Origin of the sequence: Pseudomonas taetrolens (genome assembly GCF_900475285.1) — a bacterium.
Lineage (GTDB): Bacteria > Pseudomonadota > Gammaproteobacteria > Pseudomonadales > Pseudomonadaceae > Aquipseudomonas > Aquipseudomonas taetrolens.
The window spans coordinates 2,676,474-2,698,589 of record NZ_LS483370.1 but is presented as its reverse complement, the minus strand read 5'-3'; the positions used below and the strand labels follow the sequence as shown (position 1 = coordinate 2,698,589).

Annotated in this window: 10 protein-coding genes; 4 read left to right on the top strand and 6 right to left on the bottom strand. The window is 60.2% G+C overall.

The features are described from left to right. Positions 1 to 23 precede the first annotated feature (23 nt). From DQN55_RS12330 to DQN55_RS12305, 6 genes are all read right to left on the bottom strand, one after another. Complete coding sequence (locus DQN55_RS12330) at positions 24 to 1,106, bottom strand: fimbrial protein (protein WP_053070925.1); 1,083 nt, start codon at positions 1,104 to 1,106, stop codon at positions 24 to 26. A 64-nt stretch (positions 1,107 to 1,170) separates the two neighbouring features. Further along, on the bottom strand, positions 1,171 to 3,681 hold the full coding sequence (locus tag DQN55_RS12325) for a fimbria/pilus outer membrane usher protein (RefSeq protein ID WP_048382194.1): 2,511 nt from the start codon (positions 3,679 to 3,681) through the stop codon (positions 1,171 to 1,173). Positions 3,682 to 3,715: 34 nt separating this feature from the next. Next, complete coding sequence (locus tag DQN55_RS12320) at positions 3,716 to 4,468, bottom strand: fimbrial biogenesis chaperone (RefSeq protein WP_048382195.1); 753 nt, start codon at positions 4,466 to 4,468, stop codon at positions 3,716 to 3,718. An 83-nt stretch (positions 4,469 to 4,551) separates the two neighbouring features. Then, entirely contained in the window at positions 4,552 to 5,109 is a 558-nt protein-coding gene (locus tag DQN55_RS12315; RefSeq protein WP_048382196.1) for a fimbrial protein, read from the bottom strand. A gap of 269 nt (positions 5,110 to 5,378) precedes the next feature. After that, positions 5,379 to 10,406 carry an RHS repeat domain-containing protein gene (locus tag DQN55_RS12310; RefSeq protein ID WP_053070926.1) on the bottom strand — a complete coding sequence of 1,676 codons (5,028 nt, stop codon included), beginning with the start codon at positions 10,404 to 10,406 and terminating at the stop codon, positions 5,379 to 5,381. 51 nt (positions 10,407 to 10,457) lie between these two features. Beyond that, positions 10,458 to 10,910: a hypothetical protein gene (locus DQN55_RS12305; RefSeq protein WP_048382197.1), complete on the bottom strand. Its 453-nt coding sequence runs from the start codon at positions 10,908 to 10,910 to the stop codon at positions 10,458 to 10,460. Positions 10,911 to 11,112: 202 nt separating this feature from the next. Between DQN55_RS12305 and DQN55_RS12300 the strand changes: the two genes are divergently transcribed. The 4 genes from DQN55_RS12300 to DQN55_RS12285 all read left to right on the top strand — a co-directional run bounded on the left by DQN55_RS12300 (position 11,113) and on the right by DQN55_RS12285 (position 22,094). Then, entirely contained in the window at positions 11,113 to 12,918 is a 1,806-nt protein-coding gene (locus DQN55_RS12300; RefSeq protein ID WP_053070927.1) for a hypothetical protein, read from the top strand. 76 nt (positions 12,919 to 12,994) lie between these two features. Further along, positions 12,995 to 15,400 (top strand): carboxypeptidase-like regulatory domain-containing protein, encoded by a 2,406-nt coding sequence (locus tag DQN55_RS12295; protein WP_048382198.1) that lies wholly within the window; start codon positions 12,995 to 12,997, stop codon positions 15,398 to 15,400. 96 nt (positions 15,401 to 15,496) lie between these two features. Then, positions 15,497 to 18,310, top strand: coding sequence for a hypothetical protein (locus tag DQN55_RS12290; RefSeq protein ID WP_048382199.1), 2,814 nt, complete (start codon positions 15,497 to 15,499; stop codon positions 18,308 to 18,310). A 73-nt stretch (positions 18,311 to 18,383) separates the two neighbouring features. Continuing rightward, on the top strand, positions 18,384 to 22,094 hold the full coding sequence (locus DQN55_RS12285; RefSeq protein WP_053070928.1) for an RHS repeat domain-containing protein: 3,711 nt from the start codon (positions 18,384 to 18,386) through the stop codon (positions 22,092 to 22,094). Positions 22,095 to 22,116: the final 22 nt, after the last annotated feature.

Sequence of the window (22,116 nt, the reverse complement as noted above, 5' to 3'; positions counted from 1 at the left end):
CTGTTGCAAGGGGCTTGAATGACTCACTGATAGGTGAGGGTGAACGCCAGGGCGCCTTCAGCGTTGCCGCCGTTGATCTCGCTGCGTTCTGCGGTCTGGTAAAACCGGGCGGTGAAGCCCAGAGTTTTGTCTTTATTGTTCTCAATCGTACCGAATGACACGTCGGCGCCCAATGGCACCGGGGTAACCCCGTCCTCGTGCAGAATTTGTATCCCCATGCCGGCAGCCGCCGAGCCATTGCTCAGGCTGAATACCCCGTCGCTGCCATCACCGACCGGCTGCGAGCCGTTGGCGCCGTCGAGCCGGATGTACGCGGTGGCCTGATCGGTGTCGGTCGGATCTGCCTCGCAGCTCGACAAGGTGATCGAGAAGCGCGTGGGGGCCGTGGTGAAACCGGGATGGGTGAAGTCCGACGTGTTCCAGTCGCCCAGCGGCACCGGGTCGACACTGACCGGGTTAGCGCCCACGGCGCATTGCGACTGGATAATGGTGCCATGCAGGCCATAGCGAAGGCCCAGGCCCAGACCGGTAAAAAAGCCGTCGAATAATTGCCGGTTCAGGGTATGGGCTCCCGGAGCAATGGGCCCGGTCTTCACCAGCGTGACTTTGTTGCGCAGGCGCCACAGCAGGAACGGGCTAATCATGCGTCGGATCGTTACCGCGTCGAATGGCACGGTGGGTACGCCGTTGACCGGGTAGAAGGTCGTGCTCCCGGTGCCGTTGAACGGAAACTCCAGGGTGATGCAGACACCCACGCCATCAATGTTGGTTTGAAAGATCTTTGTCGGGTCGGTACAGGCATTGATCCCGCTGACCATGGGCGAGGTCGCCCGTGCATTGAATTCCAGTACTACGCTGCCGTCGGTGCTGCAGCGGATTTCTGCGCTGTTCTGGCTGTTGGTGAACAGCAGTCTTTCTTTGGGCCCGAAGATACTGCCGATGGCGGCGTCGCGGGGTACATAGACGTTGCCAACATCGGCCTGGAAGTCCATTGGCCCCGGTGGGGTGTTGTCCCAGCTGCAGGTGTTCGCCACAGCGGGCAGGGCCAGTTGCCATCCGAGCAGAATGCCCAGCAAGCTGAGCCCGCGTCGCAATAATGATGTCATGGGTGTAGTCCTTCAAAAACGAAGTGGCGCGCCGCGGGCGTCGGCGCCACGAGATGGGGTGGTTTCACTGGCAGACCAGGGTTTGCACGCGGTAGCCCCGATTCTGGGCCATGCTGTGCGGATCGACCTGCAGTCGGCATTGCTCGGTGCTCTCATCCCCCCAGCGCACGTCAAGTGTCTGGGGACGGTCATGGGTGCTGAGCAGGATCTGGCCGCCCTGGCCGACAACCCCGATTTGTGCACCTTCGACGTCGATCACCTGGGCACCGAAAGGCAAGGGCTGGTCGTTGAAACGGGCACTGATGAGCAGGCGTCGCACCGAGCGTGCGTTGAACGTGGTTTTGACCACCGCGCCGCGCCGGGGCACAACCTGGGCGGTGCCGTTGTCGATGTCGATTTCGGGGCCCAACTGGTCGGTTTCGAGTTCGATCTGATTGACCCGATAAGGGCGCAGATAGGGCATCAGGGCATAGCCGCGGGCATTGGTGCGAACCCCCGGAACGTTACTCACACCGACGCCCTTGACGTCAGGCACATGGACCAGGCCGGCGGTTTCCCCCAGATAAGGGCCGAGCTCAATACCCTCAGCGTGCAGCAACACGGCGCCATTGGCGCTGAGCGAGCGGCTGCTGTAGCCCGACCCCTGGCTCAACCCGGCGCTGAAGTTGCCGTAAGGGGTCTGGTAGCCCGCCGAGAACTCGGCTGATTTTTGCTTTCCGTTGTCATTGGCCAGTGCCGCGCGGTAACTCAGGCGATGCTGATCGAGGCTGCCACTGAGGCTGCTGCGCTGACTGAACGAGTCACCGTTGTGTTGCATGTCGAAGGTCGCCGAGGCGCTGTGGGCGAAGTCCAGCGGCACCGAAATGCTCAGCCCGAACTGGCGGTCGATGCGCTCGCTGCGGGTGCTCAGGGACTGGCTGGCGAACAGGGTGTAGGTGACATCCCGGTAGCGGGTATTGAAGTTGAATTGAAACTGGCGCCGCTCGTAATCACTGCGCCAGAAGTCTTCCTGGGAAAAGGTCAGATTAAGGGAACTGCGCGTGCCGATATTCTGGTAGACCGCCGCCTCGAGCCGGCTGCGGCGACTGCCGTAAAAACGCACGTCCTGGGCGCGCTGGCGCACCGCTTCATCGAAGTCACGGTAGCCCTCGGTGGAGTAACGATACCCGGCAAAGCGCAGGCTGGTACGGGTCGGGAAGGTCTTGCCGTATTTGATGGCGTAACTCATGCCCTGCACCGAGTCCAGGCCGGGGATGCCCAGTTCGGCATCGGAGCGGGTCACGTCCAGGGCCATTGCTCCGATGGCACCCAGATCCTTGGCCACGCCGAGGCTCACGGCCTGATAAAAGTCAGCGCTTAACAGGCCGCCATACAGGGTCGAGCCCCAGCGGGTACCCACGCTGAGGGTGCCTTGCCACAAAAGCGGATCTTCCGTGTCGCTGGCGGCGTTGTATCGACCAAGGGCGGCGCTGTAGCGCCAGGTGCCCTCGCGCAACAGATTGCTCAGGGTGGCATAGGGCTGGCTGAAGCGGCGGACCTGCCCGTCGGCTTCGGTCAGCACTACTTCCAGCTCACCGCCACCGCCGCCGGTACTCAGATCATCGATTTCATAGGGGCCGGCGCTGACGTAGGTGGAGTAGATCGGGTAACCGTTTTGCAGCACTTCGAGCCGTGCCCAGCTCAACGCGACCCCGCGGATGACCGGTGCATAGCCTTGCATCGCATCGGGCAGCATCCCCGCGTCCGAGCTGACCAGTGCCCCCTTGAGCGGGAGGCTTTTGAATACTTCACCACCGGTGAAGGCTTCGCCCAGGGTCAGGTTGGCGTTCATCCCCGGCAAGTCGCGCTGGGCATAGGTGTAGGCGCGGGTCCATTGACGCGCGCCTCTGGTGCCCTGGCGCCCGCTCTGGTTGGTGCGCAAACGCCAGGGGCCGAGATTGATCCCGGCATTCAGATACAGATCCTGGTTGTCGTTTTTTCCGCCATACCGGCTGGAGCCTTGTTGCGCTGACACCTGATAGCTGAGGAAGGCCGCGTTGATCCCGTGATCCCAGCGGGCCGGGTCGACATAGCCGACCACGTCACGGTGCATGGCAATCTGCGGGATGGAGACCGACAGCTGCAATTCGCCGCCATTCAGGGTGGTGCTGGCACCGGGGATCAGCGAACTCAGGTTGACGCACTGATTGTTCAGTTGTTCGGGCTCGGCGATAGCGTTGAGACGCACACCGAACTGCTCGAGCAGGGTCGCCGTCAAACACGGGGTCAACCCTGTGGAATCGTCCTGGATGAATTCGATTTCATGTGGCCCCAGGTAGTCCTGGTTGACCCGGACCTCGACTCGATAACGCCCGGGGCCGAGGTCGGGGGTATCGGCCAGCGCCTGCAGCGCCAGTCGCCCGGCATCGGCTGGCTGACCGGCACTCTGAAGCATGAAACCGGGCTGGAACGCCAGGCCGGGACTCGCCTGTGCCGGTACCGGCGCGATGCACACAGCACCGCCGCTGCCGATCAGCAGCCAGTGGCCAAGGCGCAGGCGAGCAGGCGAGCGCCATCGTCCTGAAAAAAGGATCATGGTGAGGTTCCTGGCAAACGGAGTGAGTGGGCGATCAGGGGGCCGACTGAACCGGCACGGTCATCTGCGCGGTGGTTCCGCCGTAATCGTTGATCGTGGTGAAGACCACTTGCAGGCCGGGGCCTGGGGGGAGGTTGTCCAGCGCATAGACGGTGCGCTCCAGCGGGGCGGCCATCACCGGCCGTTCAATGCGCCGTGGCTGGCCGTCGACCATGAGCTGCAGCTGCTTGAAGGTGTAGTGAAAGGGCGTCGGGTTGTTCAGCACCAGATGGGTCTTGCCGTCACGGCGTTGTATCGACCATTGCAGGTCCTTGAGCCGGGCCTGAGGTTTGTCCTTGAGCTGGCTGGGGCGATAGAAGAACTTGATTCGGGTGCGAATCGCTATGTTCAGGACGTTGCTCTGCCGATTATCGACCTGGGGGATTTCCTGGGCATTGAAGTAAAACAATGACTCGCGATCGGTCGGCAGCGTATGGGGCAAGCCATTGATCTGGACTTGCTGTTCTTTGCCCGGATTGACCCGGAACAAGGGCGGCGAGGCCATGAACGGTACGGCGGTAGTCGTGTCGTCGGCCTCGGTGTTGACCCAGGTCTGCACCGCGTAGACTTTATCGCTGGGGTTGGCGATCACCAGGGACACGCTGCGCTTGTCACCGTCGAACACCACACGGCTGCTGCTCAGGGTCAATGAGGCCTGGCTCAAGGGTGCGTAGACGGACAGAAACAGCGCGCCCACGGCGCCGATGCGCACCGTGCGGCGACGTAACGCATTGATGGATTCGAACATGAACATTCCTTGGGGCGACACCTGCGGGTGCGCAGAGCCGGGCGCGCCTTTTGAGTGCGTGGCCGCACTCAAAAGGCCGGGGTTTACGGGAGGGCGACGACGAAGTTGATGTTGGCGATCACCGGCCCGCCGACGACGTTTGCCGTGGTAGAGCGGTATTTGGCGTTGAACACCATTCGGGTTTCGCCGGTCTCGTTGAGCGGGTACGCCTTGGAGTCGGTGCCGTGATCGACGTGGGTGCTGTCGTTGTCCTTGATCGCCAGCGCCACACCTTCGGCCCCGCCGGTCTGGATGCCGTAGTACTTGCCGTCGGTACCAGCATTGCCGTGAGTGCTGGTGAACTGGACGGTGGCGGTTTCACCGGCGGTAAACCCGCAGGCCGCGCCGTCTTTGATCCGCAGGGCAAATTCGCGCCCGCCGGCTTCCTGGTCGGCGTTGCCGCCGAAGTCGGCAACGGCTACATCGCCCATAAAGATCGGCCCGGGTGCACCGGTGCTGGGATCGATCGGGTCAATCGGACAGGTGTTGGTGTTGATGTTGCCGGTGAAGTTGATTTGCCCGGTGCTTGGCGCTGCAACGGCTGAAGTGCCCGCCAGGCCTGCAGCCAGCCCAAGGGTCAGCGCAAGTAAAGACTTCGTCATGTTACGTATCCTTGAATAGTTGACCGGCACGCCGAGGTCGAGACGGCGCCGGTGTGACACTCCGATAAAGTGCCGACGACATTGAGGGGTTGGTACGGTGTCTCGACGCGGGAATGTTAAAAGCGGCAGGCAGGGGGATATATGAGAGAACTCTCAGTTATCGAGGGCGCAAGGGGGATGCGGTTCGGGGAGGGCAGGCAGCCAGTGGCCGGGCACACCTTTGCGGTGTACCCGGCCATTTCAATCATCATCGGTCATGCAGCGCACGCTTAAATCACGGGCAGCACTCTGGGTTTGTGCACATTCTGCCGGCCCCGGAAATAATCCTGGCCTTTCAAGACTGTATTGTCCGGCACATACCGTTCGAGGGCGGGTGTCGGGCTGGGCGGGGCAACGGCTTTCTCGCCCAGTGAAGCCAAAATACCTTCCTGCATGGACTTGCTCGGCGTGTGCGCCGGGAGCCCGTAAGTTCGTGGCGCCTGGACACCTCCGGATTTCGCTGCTGCCGCCAACCGCCAATTGCTCTGCACAACACCACTCATTGCTCCGGTGATATCGCTTTCTGTCAGGAAACCGAAGGTGCGCGAGGTATCGGTGCCACTGGATGACGAACGGATACTGCCGCTGCTGGAGGCGCTTGAGACACTGGCGCTGGAAGCGCTGCTGCGCAGGATCGGGGCCGGGCTGGCCGAGTGGATCACTGGTTTGGGTGCCGGGGGTTTGAAGGCCTTGAAGTTCGGTAATGCAATCGCACTGAGGCCTAAGCCGATCCAGCCGAGGGTCTCGCGGGTGCGTTGGTCCCGGGTGAACATGGCGACGCCTTCGACGCCCATCGCTGCCGCCGTTGCGCCCCAGGTGATCGCTGCCGGTGCAGCGGTGACTGCGGCAGTAGCCACTGCCCCGGCCATGGCCGCGACGCTGGCACTGGCGCCCAGAGCCAGGGCTGTGGTGGTCGCGGTTGACGCTGCGGAGGCGATGACCGCGCTGATCAGGGGGCCGGGATTCCACGTCACGATCGACAACACAATCCCCAACACCGTGGTCGCGGCCGCGACGCCGGCATTGAACCAGGGGTTATTGATGATTTGACTGCGGCCGGTGGGGTCGCTGAAGGCGATGGGGTTGCCGGTGCAATACATGTAGCAATTGATCCCGCCAGCGCCAAAGGGACTCAGCGAGTCCGGGCTGTGAAAGCGCATAAGTCCGGGGTTGTAGGCGCGGTAGCCACGACCGAGCAAATACCAACCGCTGGCCGGGTCGCGCACCTCGCCGTTGAACCCTGGGAGGCTGTTCAATGGTTCATCGCTGCTGCGTTCGCCATAGGCGCTGTAGACGGCCGTGCGCAGGTCGGTGCCCTCGAGTTCACCGATCACGCTGTGTTTGGCGTCGGTGAGCAACAACAGGGTTTTAGAGGGGTCGCCGGGGGTCTGTTGCCCCAGTGGCTGGGTACCGTGGTAGAGCCACTGCGTGTGGTGGCCGTCTTGCACGGTGTGGCTGACGTTGTCTGCCTGATAGAAGCGCAAGGCTTCAGCGCTGCCTAGCGCGGTGACCCCCAACAGATGGTTGTGCGCGTCATAACGGTAGGTGCTGAGCGCTTGACCGGCGGCGGTTTTCACCGCCAGCAGACGGCCCTGGCTGTCGTAGTTCAATTGCTGGCCAAGCTCGTCAAGCGCCAGGTTGCCGTCGGCATCGTAGGCGTAGTCGCTGCGCAAGGCCTGATAGCTGGGATGGCTGTGGCTGGCGCTCACCAGTTGGCAGGGATCTGCGCTGGCAAAACCGAACTCGGCGATGTCCTGGCTGCCGTCGGCGAAATCGGTACGGGTGTAGATGATGTTGTCCAGCGCATCGAATTCGTAGAACTGCCTGACGATGGCATTGGCGAAACGGTCTTCGGGCAATTCGGTGCCGGCGCATTCATACAGTTCGAGCCGCCCGCGCAGGTCGTAATGGTAGGTTTCCAGCAGCACCGTCTGGCCCGCGATCTGCCGATGACAGGTGGCCAGGTTGCCGTCGGCCAGGTACGTCAGGTCTATCTGCTGTTCGGGTTGCAGCGGTTGGCCCTGACGGTCGCTCAGGGTCAGCGTGCGCCGGGTTTCGCGACCGATATCATCGAAGTCCAGTGCCGTGGTCAGGGTATTGCCAGTGCCCAGGTCGGTGCGGGTGGTGCGATGCAGGCGCCCGCAGGTGTCGTACTCAAAGTCCCCTTGCAGTTGGCCTTGGTTAATGCGCAACAGCCGCCCAGTGTTTGCGCTGACGTCGTATTCGGCAACGGTGGTCTGCCCGGCGATGTCGGTGCAGGACAATTGCCGGCCCTTCAATGAACTGATGTAGCGGGTGTGCCACGTCGTCTTGCCCGGCTCGGTCCAGGTTTCATCAGTCAGATGGCCGGTTGCACTGTAGGTGAACGCATAACTGCCCTGAGTATTGCTCGACCGGTCGAGATTGCCGTTGGCCGGGTCATAGTTGAACGTGGCGTTCTCATCCGGTGCTTCGATCACGGTGGGTTCGGTGGTCAGGCCGTGCCGGTATTGGTAGGTGAGCTGTTTGCCGCTCGGTGTTTGCCGTCGGCTGGGTTGCAGGCGTGCGCCTTCATACTCCAGTTGCTCCACGCGATCCCCGACGGTGAGCCGGGTCAGACGGGAGAGGCCGTCGAAGCGCTGCTCGCCCACCGTGACGGCCGGGCGCAGCTTGTTGCCGGGTTTGACCGCCAGCGAGGTGGCCAGCGCGGCAGTGCTGTGGGGCGCGTAGGTATGGTTGATAACGGTCAGGTCGGGCAGCGTGCTGCTGAGCAGACGCCCCCAGCTGTCGTAGCGATGGCGGCTGACCCGGCCGAGCGGGTCGATCTCTTCCGTGCAATTGCCCAGCCCGTCGTAACGGTACCGCTGCAGGCTGAGGCGGTTCCCGGCCAGGTCCTGTTGTTCGGTACTCAGTGGTTTGTCAAAACGATTGTTCAGGGTAATGGTCTTGCCCATGCCCTCGGTCCATTGTTCGTGGATAAAGGTCAGCGGGTTGTTGTGGCTATGGCGGGTAATGCCATCAGCTCCGGTCACGCTGGCCTGCTGCCCCCACAGGTCGTAGCTGAAGCGGCGGGTCAGGCGCAGGTCGGTTTTTTCCAGCCAGTCGATCTCGGTTTCTTCGCTCAATTGCCCGAGGGCATCGTATTGCGCGGTGTAGATGTCCCGGTAGACCGGCGGGTTGCCATCGGCATTGTCGTGGTCTTGCAGGGCTTCGCGCACGGCGCGGCTGAGGCCGTCGAACCAGGTTTGCGTCCTGACACCCTTGACGTCCTTCAGCTCCTGGCCGGGGAGATCGGTCACCGGTGTCTCACCGCGGCCCGCCGGGCGGATCAGGCGATAACGAAAGGTGCGGGTGGCGGCGTACTCGGTGTCGGGGGCTTCCGTCTCGGTGAGCACCCGGCCCAATGCATCGTAGGTGAAGCGCAATTGCTCATCCTGGTCGCTCAGGAGCAGGGGTTCGCCGTTGAGCAACGAACGCTCCTCGGTGGTGTGTTTACTGACGTTATCGAAAAGGCTGCTCAGGGTCTGCTCGGTGACCAGCACCGTCTCACCGTCGACAGTGGCATGGGTCGGTTTTTTTTTGCTGTAGCGATAGTCCGTGACCAGTGTGTGGTCAGGGTTATCGGCGAAGGTCAGGGCTTGCTGTTGACGCCTGCCGTGGCTCAGCGGATCGGCGGGGGTGTTGAAGTAGCGATAGGCGCAACGTTGCAGCAGGCGTGCTTGCGCGCTGTCGAGTTCCTGCAACTGCTCTTCGGCCAGTGCCACCCACGGTGTCTGGCTGGCACTGGCCGCGATGGCCGGTTGCGAGATGTAACGGTAGAGGGTCTGCAAGATTGGCGCACCGTCTTGCAGTTCAGGGATCAGCGTCGCGTCGCTGGCGGGGAACACCGTGCGGCTCTGCAGGTGCCGCACAAACCCGTACGGATCGGGCGGACAGTCACCAGGCAGACCGTCGGCCGGGTACCAGCTGGAGACTTCACGAATGCCGTTGGCTTGCACCTTGAGGGTCTGGTTACCGTGAATGTCGTACTCGTTCAGCTCTTTGTCATGCCGCCAGGTTCGCGGATCATCGGTGAGGTCCCACAGGGTGGCGACCCGTTTGGGTAACTGACATTGGCGCACCTGATTGTCAAAGGTGTCTGTGTCGTTGGCGTAATAGGTGGTGGTGACGGTTTTTCGGTGGTTGCCCTGGGTCGTGAGGAGCGAGGTCTGCAAATGGAAGCGGTTGAAGGTATGGGTCGTGGTGCGCACCGCGAGCTGATTGACCATCAGGCGTTCAGTGACTTCATAGGTGTAGTCGCCGATGACCTTGTACAGGTTGTCGAGGCCATCGTCGGTCCAGTCGATCGGTGAGTTGTAACCGAGGAAATTGTTGCTGCTGTAGGTGTAGTCCACCGTGGCGACAGGCTGGCCGGCGCCGGGGTCGGTGACGTGGCGGGTGACCCGGGCCACGTTCTGTTGTCCGCCGTCGCCGGGGAACGCATGGCCTGCATCGCCATATTGCAGGGTTTCACGGCCGCCCATGGGGGTCCACACATCCTTGATGCACAGCAGCTCGCGTACGGGTTCGTAGTCGAAGCGCCAGCCGGCATCGTTGTTGGTGGGCAAGGTGATTCTGCTGACCCGGTCACCTTCCAGGTGCATCAGCACGCGTTCCGAGGGTTCTCCGCCGACCGCCGGGAGGTGGAACTCAACGGTTTTTGCCGTCGTATTGCGGATCACCGCCAGTAGCTGGCGCTGATCGTCTCTGACGGTGCGTAGCATCCGTGGCAAGTTGCCCTCGCCGTAGCTCAAGGTCACGCCGTGCCCCTGGGGTGAATACTGATGAACCGGCATGGCAATTTGCGGAGTGGGGCCCATGAGCTTGAGGATTTCTACCAGGCCGGATTTGTGCACCACCTTGAAGTCGCCCCGGGGGTCGCCACTGATGTCGTAGAGCTGAAAGTTTTCGATCTTTTGCTCTTTCATCAGCATGCGTGCAGGGTTGCCCGGGGCGCGTGAAGTGACCTTGAAACTTTCCCCCGAATGCACCGATAGCACCTGATTGCTCGGCGTGTATTGGGTCAAGGCCAGGTTCCAGCCCAGGCCAAAACCGCTGTCGAGGGTATTGAGCGGGTTGAAGGTGAGTGTCAGCGGGACGGCCGGGCCGCTAAGGTCGTTGGTTTTGACTTCGGGCAACGACACGCTGACGGTATATAACCCGGTGCGCGGATCGACGCCCGTTTGCACAAAACTCAGAAAATTGAACGCGTTGGAGTGAACAGCCGTCGCGGCAGTCATAGGGGCAAACCTCGATTACTTTAAACACAGTCGCCGTTAAATTACAGGTACTTACTTGCGCTCTATTCGAATGCACGAAAGATGCCCGTGAATAGTGCCGCCTGAAAGGAATCGGACTTTGCGAACCCCCGGCACAACAATTTCGCCATTGGGCACGCCGGCCAGCGCTTCAATATTCAAGTATTCCAGGGGCGGTGTCGTCGTGGGTTGTTTAATGGTCAGTATTTCAATTTCCCAGCCTTGGTTATCTAAACAGCCACTTGAACTTTTATCATCGAAGTACGTAATGCTCAGGGCAGAGTCCACATTCAACAGGCGCGTGGTATAGGCCTGGTCATTGGTGCAGCCGTAGTTGCTCACTACATGATCGCCCACGGTGGCCGGAATCGCACATTCCACGCTGACGTCTTTTTCCCTGACGTAAATACTGCCTGCGGCTTCCACCGTCAGGGTAATACCCAGGCTGATTAAAAGACTGGCAGACAGAGTGCTTGAGAGATTCATAGTAAACTCCTGAATGTTTACGGGGACAGGTACAGGGGCCGCATGGCGGCATGGGAATAAACACTAACAGCCTTTTCAGCGACGCAAACCTAGCAGTTCTGCTAGTACCCAAGTGCGGACTTGAGGGGTAAAAATTGTGCTCACTGAACGCGCCTCGTTTATTACGCCGGAGGCGACTATTTGAATGCAGAGAACCTTCCTCATGATTGAATTGAATCCTGTCCCGACAATTCCCGCATTAGAGGCTGACAATGCAATTGATCTGGTGAAGTTGGGGCATTCAGCACTCCAGACTTATATTTGTTATCCGGGCATTGAAACCGGTGAAGGCGATTTGATTAATTTGAATTGGCGCGGCTGTGCCCACGATGGCGCGGTGGTGGATGAACTGATTGCGCCGATTGAAGTAAAAGTGGTCGATTTGACCCCTGAGGGGGTGTTGGCCCAGATCGAAAACAAAACGCTGACCGATCTGGATCAGGGCTGGGTGTTTTATTCGTACAGCGTCAAAAAAGCCGCTGAGCCGGATTACGGCGACGAGTCACGGCGGCTGTTTTTCTATGTCGGCAAGCGGCCAAGGATCAGTGCGGATTTGCCAGTGTTGCAGATCAAGGAATCCCATGACCTGCACTATGACTTGAACACCGGCTCGCGGGCCCAGCCTACTGTCATGCTGGTGCCTTACCAGGCGATGGCGGCAGGCGATGTGGTGACCTTGCACTGCCGGCGCTTCAATGCCGACGGCAGGGAGCTCCTGCCGCCGATTGCCAAGGACACATCGGTGAAGGCCGTGCACGTCGGCAAGCCGCTGGCCTTGCCGCTCACGCGTTCGGATCTGCTGCGTGTCGACGGGGGGCGGGTCGAGATCAGCTACGGCATCCAGTACGCCGACACCTCGCTGGAAAAGACCGTATCTGCTTCCCAGACCCTGCAATTGCTGCCGCCGCCCACGGCGTTGCTGCCGGCATTGACGATTGTCGGCCATGGCGGTGGGCCGATTAATCCGGTGCACTTCCCCGAGGGCTTGCCGGTGCGCATCGAAGGTTACCCCGGCATGAGCATGGGTGATGACGTGCTGTGCCACGTTCACTCCGATGCCTCGGCCGTCGAGCCGCTGGTGCTGCCGATAAGGGTTGATGCCTCGACCCTCGACAAGGGCTTTATTGACAGCCGGATTGACCCGCAATGGCTGCTCGCCAATAACGGTCAGGTCATCAGCTTGCAGTATCAGTTTGCCTGGATCGGCAGTGCAGGTTCTTCACTCGAACACGCGGTGACCATCCGCGAGCCCCTTGAACTGGAGATGCCCATCGTGGCGGGTGCGCGTCCGGGGCAAGAGCCGGTGGAAGGCGAAGGCGAACTGGAGGTGCTGAACCTCAGTGTCACGGGGGTCGATGTGCGCATCGATTCCCGTTACGGAGCCAACGACAAGGTCGAAGTGTTCTGGGCCGGGTATGGCACCACGGGTTATGCACGGGTTGATACGCCGACGGCGCCGGACAGCAAGACATTCAATATCGCGCCGCAGTTCATCCCGGCCAACCTCGGAAAAACCGTGCAGGTGTACTACTGCGTGACCCCGGCGGGAGAGAGCGTGGCAATCAAGTCACCGGTGTACGGGCTGAGGGTGCTGGCCATAGCGCTGGATTACTACCTGAGCATTCAGTCCAGGCAGGCGCAACAGACCAACGGCCGGATCCTGCTGAGCAAGATCCCTGCTGAAGGTGAGCTGTTCTCCCTCAGGGCCTGGGTCTATATGCGTGAAGGGCACACGGTCAACGCAATGATGACCGGCAAGGACATCAACAACCAGCCCCTGACATTGCCCCTGTTTAACGACTACCGCGTCACCGCCGCCGATGTCGCCAACAAGCAAGTGTCGACCCATGTCAGCGCGGCCATCCTGCGGCAGTTTCAAACGGGGCCGGTCACGGTGCAGGTCAGCGTGATCTATGAGCCAGGGGCTGAAACCAACTACCGCGAAGCGCGTTTCACACTGGAAGCATGAGGCTGAGGGATCAAGAGGTGTCCGGGCACACGGTGTTCGGCTTACGACGTCATTTCATACGATGAGGGGCAATGACATGCCTGCGAAGCGAGTTACCCAACGTGAATATCTGAACTGGATGGCATTGTCGCCACGCACGAACAAGTGGAGTGCGTTCGTGGCCTATGACCGCGACAAGTGCAATCAGCTGCTGATGCAGGAGTACATCGAGAAGTTCGACAACGACTCTTATTTGCCACCGATCGATGAACCTTACGCCACCGGGGAAACCACTTGGCATTGGCAGCTGGATTACGTCACCGATGTCCCGCGGTTAAGCTTTGAAAATAACTCCAACGATGATACGTCCGCTGAAGTCAACATGAGCATGGCCGTGGTCGGTGGCACCCAGGTGTACCTCAATGATGCGGGGGGCACGCCGGAAGTGACCATGATCAGTTCATTCGATCCGCTCGATCATCCGGAACTCCAGGCCAACCGGGTGGCGTTGAAGGACGTCAAGGGTGAAGTGAACGGTGCCGGCAGCGTGACCCTGGACCTGGGTGACCCGGACGTCCAGAAGTACATCTGGGAAGTCAGCGGGTCGAGGATCGAGCATGAACGGCGCGTGGCCGGTGCGTTTTTCAAACGCAAGTTCCGCGAAGCCGAACCCAAGCGCAGATCGTTCAAGCTGGGCACGCTGGCCTACACCGAGCAGGAGTTCTTGAAACCGGCGGTGTTCAAGATCCGCACGGTGATGGAGGAGGGTGCGCAGAATATCTCTGCGGCCAACTTTGGCAGCGGTGCGGTTGAACTGCGGATTGCCATGAAAGACGAACTGGAAGGCGGGTTGCCCGGTGCAGACTGGTTGTATCCGATCCCCAACGATATGCCCGGGATCAACTCATCCCTGATGTTCAGTCATGAGCAACTGATGCTGAATATTATCGGCCAAGGGACGGCGCTGGCGTTTGGTGCGAGTGAACCGAGGTTCGATACGGTCAAAAACGTAGAGGGATTTGTCGAAGTCATTAAAGTGAAAAGTGGCACCTCGGGGTATTTCAGGCTGCCCCCTCAAGAGCATGTCATCCCGATAGGTGAGGGCGTTCGCATTAGCCTCGGTGAAATTCGCATCCCTATTTATATTGATGAAGATGAGCGCTTGACCGTGAGTCATGTCGGGAATGGCCGTTTTCGAGTGGGCATGGGTTCTAGCATCCCGTCTCACCCTGTCGATTGCACAATTGACGGTCGTGCGCTTAACGCAAAAGTGTCCTTGGCGCTGAATGCGGACTGTGCGTTCACCGTCGATCTGGAGCAGCGAAAAATTGTATATGAACTGCAAGACCTGAAAGCTCCGATGTTACTTTCAAGTCCGGATATTGAAGGTCAGGAATGGCTATACAGGCTGTTGTTGCTTTCGGAATTTACAAGATTAGTCAAGGAAGAAGCCCGCAAGACCGCCGAATCTTTTTTCGGCCATCTCCAGTCCATCGATGCCTTTGTGTTGAACAGCCTGTTGTTCAACAGCACCGATGCGGTGCAATTGAAGAGCGTGGACACGCCCGGCGACCTGGTCAGTTTTGGCTCGATCAGCCCCAGGCTCACCACGTTTGCCATTTCGCCCATGGAGCACCTGATGGGGTATGGCGAAAGTTACAGTTTTACGGTGAACCCGGCACAGTCCTCGATCACCTGGAGCGTGGCTAACCTCGACGGTTCCAGTGCCGGTGCCGGTACCATTGACGCCAGCGGCCGATATACCGCGCCGGGCCTGAGTGAGATTCCGGGTACCTATAAACGGGTCAAGGTCACGGCCACCAGCGGCGAGCATGTCAGCAGAGCCCTGGTCACGGTCGCCGCCCGGGCCATTACCCTTAATCCTCTGGTTCAGACGTGCCCGGCCTCAACCGAGGGCAGTCCGGTGCAGACCCGGAAATTGACCGCCAATGCCCTGAGTGGTGGCTTGCGCTGGTCGGTGAAAGGCGATGGCAGCGTTCCGCCTGAAGCGAGTCCGGATCGCAGCAATGTCTACAGCGCCCCCCTGAGACAGGAGGTCGGGACGATTAAAAAGACCTTCACCATTGATGAAGTCATCGTCACCAACACCGGCACCTCCCAGACCCAGAACTCACTGGTGGTAGTCACTCATGGCAAACAGACCGTGGCAATGGAGGTCGTTATGGTGGGTGACAAGGCACAGTTCTCGGCCACCTCCAATGGGCAGGATTTACCACCGGGGACTGAGAAGTGGGGTTGTATTCCCGCAACGGGTGCGGGATCGATTGATCAGCAAGGTCTCTATACCCCTGACCCGAACAGCCAATACCAATTCGTGATCATCACGATCAAGGGCGAGATAGATATACCTGAAAGGGACCCATATTTTTTGGGCGACGCCTTTTACATTCAACCGCTGCCGCTCATTGCGTTACCGCCCAAGCCACAGCCCGAGGAGCCTCAAGGTTTTTTTGAAGAAACCCCAGGCGAGTTCCAGCTTTAACCCAAGGTGTTGCCCCTTTAAAAAACCGTGCCGACGTTTGGCTGCCGGGTGCAGAAACGTCGGTGCGTTCCCTGACTGTCGCCTAGGAGAAAGCCAATGGCCAGTAATTCCCTTGCCAGTATTCTGGAAAAAATGAAGTCGGGCTCCATTACTGAAAAATGGGGTGCCGTGTGTGCCTTTGACCGCGAACGGTTGAATCGGGTCCTGCAACAACAATGGATCGAGATATATGACGGCACACAGTATCTGCCAGTGTTTTCCGGTCAGATGGACTTGAACGAGTCGCGCACTGAATTCGGCGTTTTAAAAGATGTGTTGCTGGGCAAGCCTCTGTTGTCGTTTGAACCGGCAGCCCTGGACAACTCGCGGGCGGTGTTGACCCTGAGCATTCTGGGCGGCACGTTTACCGCCAACGAAATAGACGCAGGTGTGCTGTACAGCTACACCATCACCGAAGCGCAGGGTTACACGCTGAAGGTGGTGCTGGATTTGTCGCTGGTGGTCGGGGTCGTCGATCGCCTGGGGCGGGTCACCCTGGACCTGTCCAAGGGCACACAGTTCATGTGCAACCTGGCCGGGCCGGCGGCGAGCCAGAAAAAACTCGGTGAGTTTTTCAATCAGTGCTTCCAGGAACTGCCGCTTGAGCGGCAGGTGTACGAGCTGGGGATTCTGGACCTCAAGGGCGGCAGCGATCTGACGCCCACCAATTTTATTGTGCTGACCCAACGAGCCCCCGGCGCCGAGCTGGCCGGTGCTGCGAACTCGGCAGACGGTGCCGTGGTGGTACTGGTGCAGCTCAGGGGCAGCCCTTTGGGGGGAGACATCCCGTCCAAGGATTACTTCCCGTACCTGATCCCGGATGACGAGGAAAATGGTGTCAAAAAATATTCGGCCACCCTGGTCCTGGCCAGGGAATATGTGTCGCGTTCCGATGACGAAAAACTGGAGCTGATCCGCAGCCTGTTGTTTCCGGGCGAGAAAAACGTGTTTGTCGAGCATTCGCGCCACGTTCCCTATGACATGGTGAGTTTCGGCAGCCTGGATCCTTCACGTACGACGATCACGATTGAACCGTGGATTCACAGCCTCAAGGCCGGCGCTGAACCTTTGCAGTACAGGGCTTTGCGCGATGGCATGCCTGTCACGGGAGTAACCTGGAGCGTCAGCAGCCTGAATACCAACGGCTCATCCGGCCAGATCGACCCGGGCAGTGGTTTGTATCGCCCGGTCTCTGCGCAGGCGATCGGCAAGGACTCGGTGCGCAATATTGTCACCGCCAGCTACGTCGACCCGGTCAACAACCAGACACATCGGGTGTCGGCCTTGCTGCTGGTCACTCCCGAAGCCATGACCGTCTCACCCGGGTATGTGTCCCGCCATTTGGGGGACGATGACAAGGTCACGTTCGTGGCGACGGCCCTCAGTGGCAGCACATTGACCTGGAGCACCCCGGAGTACGGAAGCCTGGTGGCCACTGGCAATACGGCGGTCTACACGCCGCCGGCGAAAGAGGCTCCGTTTCCGGACAATTTTGTGCTGCAGACAATTGAAGTACGGGATCAGACCGGCGAAACCGTTCAGGCCTGCGTGATGCTGTCGAAGTTTGACGCGACCCTGGCCATCGATCCTCCCTTTGTCAGCTCCCTGGCCCGTTCCGCGACGGTCACACTGAAGGACCTCAGCGATGATGTCCCGGTCGAGTTTGAGCGCCGCTGGCAGGTACTGGGTGAGGGAAGCGTCGTAGACGGCGTATTTACCGCGCCGGCAAATCCCATCCGAGCGTTCAGTGCGGTGAAGTGCGAAATCTGGTGGGGTACTTATCTGGTCAAAACCGGCTTCAGCGTGGTCCGGCTCTCGAATATCGATGTGGAGGCGAGCTGGACTGAACTGACCCGTTTCTCATTGTCTGCCCTGCGTTCAACCAAGGCATTCGCCAACGGCTATCAGCAACTGCCGCTGGAAGCACGGATCGAAACCGATGGCGCGCGCCTGACAAAGGATGAGGAAAATTCGCTGAAGCTGGTCTATGTCGGGTCCAACCAGGAAGTGGAGGCTGTGCCGGCGCTCCAGCTAGGCATCGAGTACGACCCGGGGGGATTGGTGCGATGGGCGCAAACGCGCGAGGAAAACCGCTTCAAGCCTTTTCCGGGGGTGGCGGCGCAGGCTGAACCGGATGAGGAGGCACGTGCCGAGCTGCCGAACAGGGTCAACCTGTTTGTGGTGACGCGAGCGTCTCAACCCGAAAAATTCTATGCGCAGTTTACACGGGCCGATGGCGTTCCCAAGCGCTCGGATGTTCACCCCGGGGCCGAGGACGGCATTATCGAACTGGTGCCGGAACCCGCCCCGACACCGGTCCTCGAGGATTACACCCTGAGCCGCCGACGGGTTGCGGGAGGCTCCGGGCCCGGCGGGCCGGACACCAACGATGACTTCGACTGGCACCTGAACACCACCGATTATTGGGACTTGTCGTATAAGCGTGGCGGAACGGTCGGCGTAACCTTTGAAACTGCCGATGTTGCAGGCTTGAATTCAATCGTCCAGTGGGAAAGCACGTTCGAGAACGAACGAATGTTCAGTTACACCGGCTTTGCCTATAACAATCTGCTTCTGCCCGGCGATCAGAACCTGATGAAGTACGACTTCACGCTCACCACCCAGGCCGGGATGGCACCGTCGTTCCTGCTCAAGACGGATCTGGAACAACCGTTGGCCGAAGGCCGTTTTCTGATCGGTTTGTTTCGCCGGGATGATGTACTGCAGAGCGCGAAATCCGGGCTGACATCACTGAAAAGATCGCCGATGCGGGTGGTGCTGACCGACAACGAAGGCAACCGGCATGCCCTGGCCGTCAGGTTCGAGAGTTCGGACCGCAACCGGCTAAAGCTCGGCTTTCTGGATGAGTAACTGAGCGTCCTGTGCAATGGGCCCGGTGGCGTATTGCACAGGCGGATCCACTTGAACACTCGAGGTTGCAGACATGACCGTTTCTACATCTGTGCATTCCAATGCGTTCAACTTTCTCAGTTTCGTGCAGTCCGGGGTCGATCCGCGTACTGGACTTAATACCGTCGGCCTGGCCCTGGACGAAGTGCTGAGCAACGACCTGCGAGGGCCGGCCGTACCGCTGGCTTTGAGCTATAACCCGCTCAACACCCTCGACAGTGGCTACGGCCTGGGCTGGGACCTTGCCTTGACCCAGTACACGCCGAGCAATCAAGTCGTGTCGTTGCACTCGGGTGAACGTTTCAAGGTCACCGGGCGCGACCCGGGCAACCCCGCGCGCATGCTGATGAAAGAACAAAAGATTGAAGGCTTTCAGCTGTACGACATCAGCGGTGATCCACGGGGCGACTATAAGGTGGTGCACAAGTCGGGCGAGGTCGAGATTCTCAAACTCATGGGCGCGACCCCGCAAGTGGCCATGCCGGTCAAACTGTATTCGCCCCAGGGCCATGGGGTGAGCCTCGCCTACCGTGCCGATGGGGGCGACGGGCGAATGCTCGGCAGCGTCAGCGACAGCCAGGGGACGCTGCTGGAAGTGGTTCCGGACACGGCCGCCAAGACACTGGAAATACGCTTGAAACCAGTCAATGGCGTGGCCTCGGCGGTGTTTGTCCTGCACCTGAGCGGTGGCCGGGTGACGCGCATTGCTTTACCCACCGACAATGCTGCCGGTTGGCGTTTTGAGTACGAAACGCTGCGCGGGCTGTTGTGCATCAAAGACGTGTGGACCCCGCTCGGAGGCCATGAAACGTTGCAGTACCTCGATGAGGGCCATGGTTTTCCGGGAAGCAGCGGGCATCAGAACATTCCGCGGGTCACCGATCACGTCCTCGACCCTGGCGCTGGCCAGCCGCCGATCATTGTGAAATACAGCTACAGCAGCAATAACTTCCTGGGCTACAACGCACCGATCACCTGGACGGACGATGGCCTGGACAACCTGTACAAAGTCATCGGTGCCTACACCTACGAATCCACCGAAAGCTTGATGGTCAATGACATTGCGGTACGCAGCGTGAACCGCCGCTTCAACCGTTTCCACTTGCTGACGGCGCAAACCACCACCCGGGGCACGCATCGGCAAACGGTGACTACCACCTATTACGCCAACGACACTGACACCTTCGACAATCAGGTGCGCCAATGCCAGTTGCCGAAGCAGGCGGTCACGCGTTGGGAATTGACCGATGACCCTCGCCAGTGGCGCGAGGATCAGGTGCTGAGTGAGTATGATATTTACGGCAACCTGACCCGCAGCGTCCAGGCCAACGGCATTGCTGAAACCACCCTGTATTACCCGGCCGAAGGCGTGCCCGGCGACTGCCCGCCAGACCCTTATGGCTTCGTTCGCCACAAACGGGAAAGCACCGTGACGCCGAGTGCCGATCCGGACAAGGTGGCCGATCTGCAAGGCGATGCGCCGACGTTAAGTACCCGTTACCGGTATGTCATACAACAGCCGCTTACGGGCGGCGATGCACCGTGGGTGGCGCTGGTCGAAGAACAGTTGCTGGACATCAGCGGCGGCGCCGGGCAAGTGCTGGAATGCAGTGTCTATCGTCTCTACGACGAACCGGGCAACCCGCTGATCCACGGCTTGCGTGAGCAAGAAGCGCTGACGCTGGGCACGGCTCCGGGCCGCACACTTTTCACGGACTACACCTACAGTAAACCGGCTGCCACCTACGCGACCTTTGCCGGTGAAACCGTGTTGCGCACGCAACAGGTGCTGAGCACCGATTTCGATGCGGTCAGCCAGAGCATCACCGAAGAACGTTCGTTGCTCAACGGCGAACCGCTGCTTGCCCGGGACCAGGATGTCGATATCCGCTACATCTACGATGCGCTGGGCCGGGTACTGAGTGAAACCGTGGCGCCGGACACGCCGAACGCGGCCACCCGCACTTATCGCTACAGCTTGGTCCGCCCGGCAGGTCCGGGGGAGCCACCTCCCGGCGAACTGGCCAGCCAGACCCTGGAAAACGTCAAGCAGGAGCGCACCCGAACCTGGTTCGACGGGCTCAACCGTGCCGTCAGGGAAGCCCGGCACGACGTCGACAACGCCGAGGGCAACCCGGCGATGTACCGCGATATTTACGCTGCCCGCTACGATGCCTTGGGGCAACTGACCGAGGAAACCGAGATCGACTGGCTGGAAAAAGCCGACCTGACACTCACAAGCCAGTTCACCTACGACCTGTGGGGTCAGCAAGCCAGCGTCACCGGCCCGGACGGGGTCACGCGGCATACCCACGACAATCCCGTGACGTTTACGCGGGCGGAGTGGAGCGAGGGCATGGGCAAGACCATCACCCTGAGCAATCGCTTCGAGAAGCCAGTGACCGTGGAGCGGCTGGACCTGGATGGCGAATCGCGCCTCAGCCTGCATCGCTATCGTTATGACGGGCTGGGTCGCACCACCTACGAGCAAAACGCGGCGGATTACGAAACGCTGTATACCTACGACGTTTATGACCGTTTGATTGAAACCGGCTTGCCCGACGGCAGCAGCGTGGTGCGCGAATATGCAGGGCACAGTCGCGAAGACTTGCCGACCCTGATCAGCGTCAATGGCATTGAACTGGGTACCCAGGCGTTCGATGGCCTGGACCGCAGGATCGAGTCGACCACCGGAGGGCGCACCACCACCTATGTCTACGACACCAGCCAGCAGCAGCCGGATCGGGTGATCCAGCCGGACGGCAGTGTGATTGCATATGCCTACATGCCCGAATTGACCGACGAACCGGTCAGCCGCAGCGTCGTCCCCGCTACGTCCTCACAGGCGCCGATTGAGGCCACCTACGCCTACGACCCGCACAATGCACGGTTGCTGGAGACCGCCGAGCCCGGCATCACCCTGGCCCGGCGCTACAACAGCAATGGCGAGGTGGTCAGCGAAACCCGCACCGGGGCCGATGACCAACCCCGTGAGATGACGTCGCTCTACAGCCGTCAAGGTCGGTTATTGCGCTACACCGACGTCCTCGGTCAGGTACAGCGTTACGTGTATGACGACGCAGGCCGCTTGCATACCACTGCGCTGGGTCTGCCCGGGCAGGTCGATGCGATCAAGACTGACTTTACCTACACGGCGCAGGGGCAAATGGCGAGTATCGACACCGTGGATGTCACGACCGGGCAGCATGTAGCGGTCAGGCTTGAATATGACGCACAGGGTCGCGAGTCCCGGCGAGTGTTTGACCTCAATGGCACGCTGTCGACCCTGACCCAGTACTGGACCGGCGTCGACCAGCTGGAAAGAAGGCTGTTGACCGAAGGTGAAGGAGAGGGCGGGGCGCTGTTGCGCGACGAAAGCTATTACTACGATCCTCGCGGACGGCTGGAGGAGTATCTGTGCGAGGGGCCTCAGTCCCCTGTTGATCCGTACGGTAAAACCCTCGTCGGGCAACGCTTCTTCTTTGATGCACTGGACAACCACGAAGAGGTGAAGACCTACTTCGGGCCGGACTCCAGGGCCGATGTCAACACCGCAACCTTTGAGTACGATCCTCTGGACCCGGTGCAGTTGAGGCGTATCAATAACAGCCACGTCGATTATCCGCCCGTTGTCGAGCTGAGCTATGACGCCAACGGCAATCTGCTCCAGGATGAAGCAGGGCGCACGCTGAGCTATGACAGCCTGGGGCGGCTGGACAGTGTCGGTGCTCCGAGCGGCAGCTAGACGCCGACATGCAGCGTGCCCG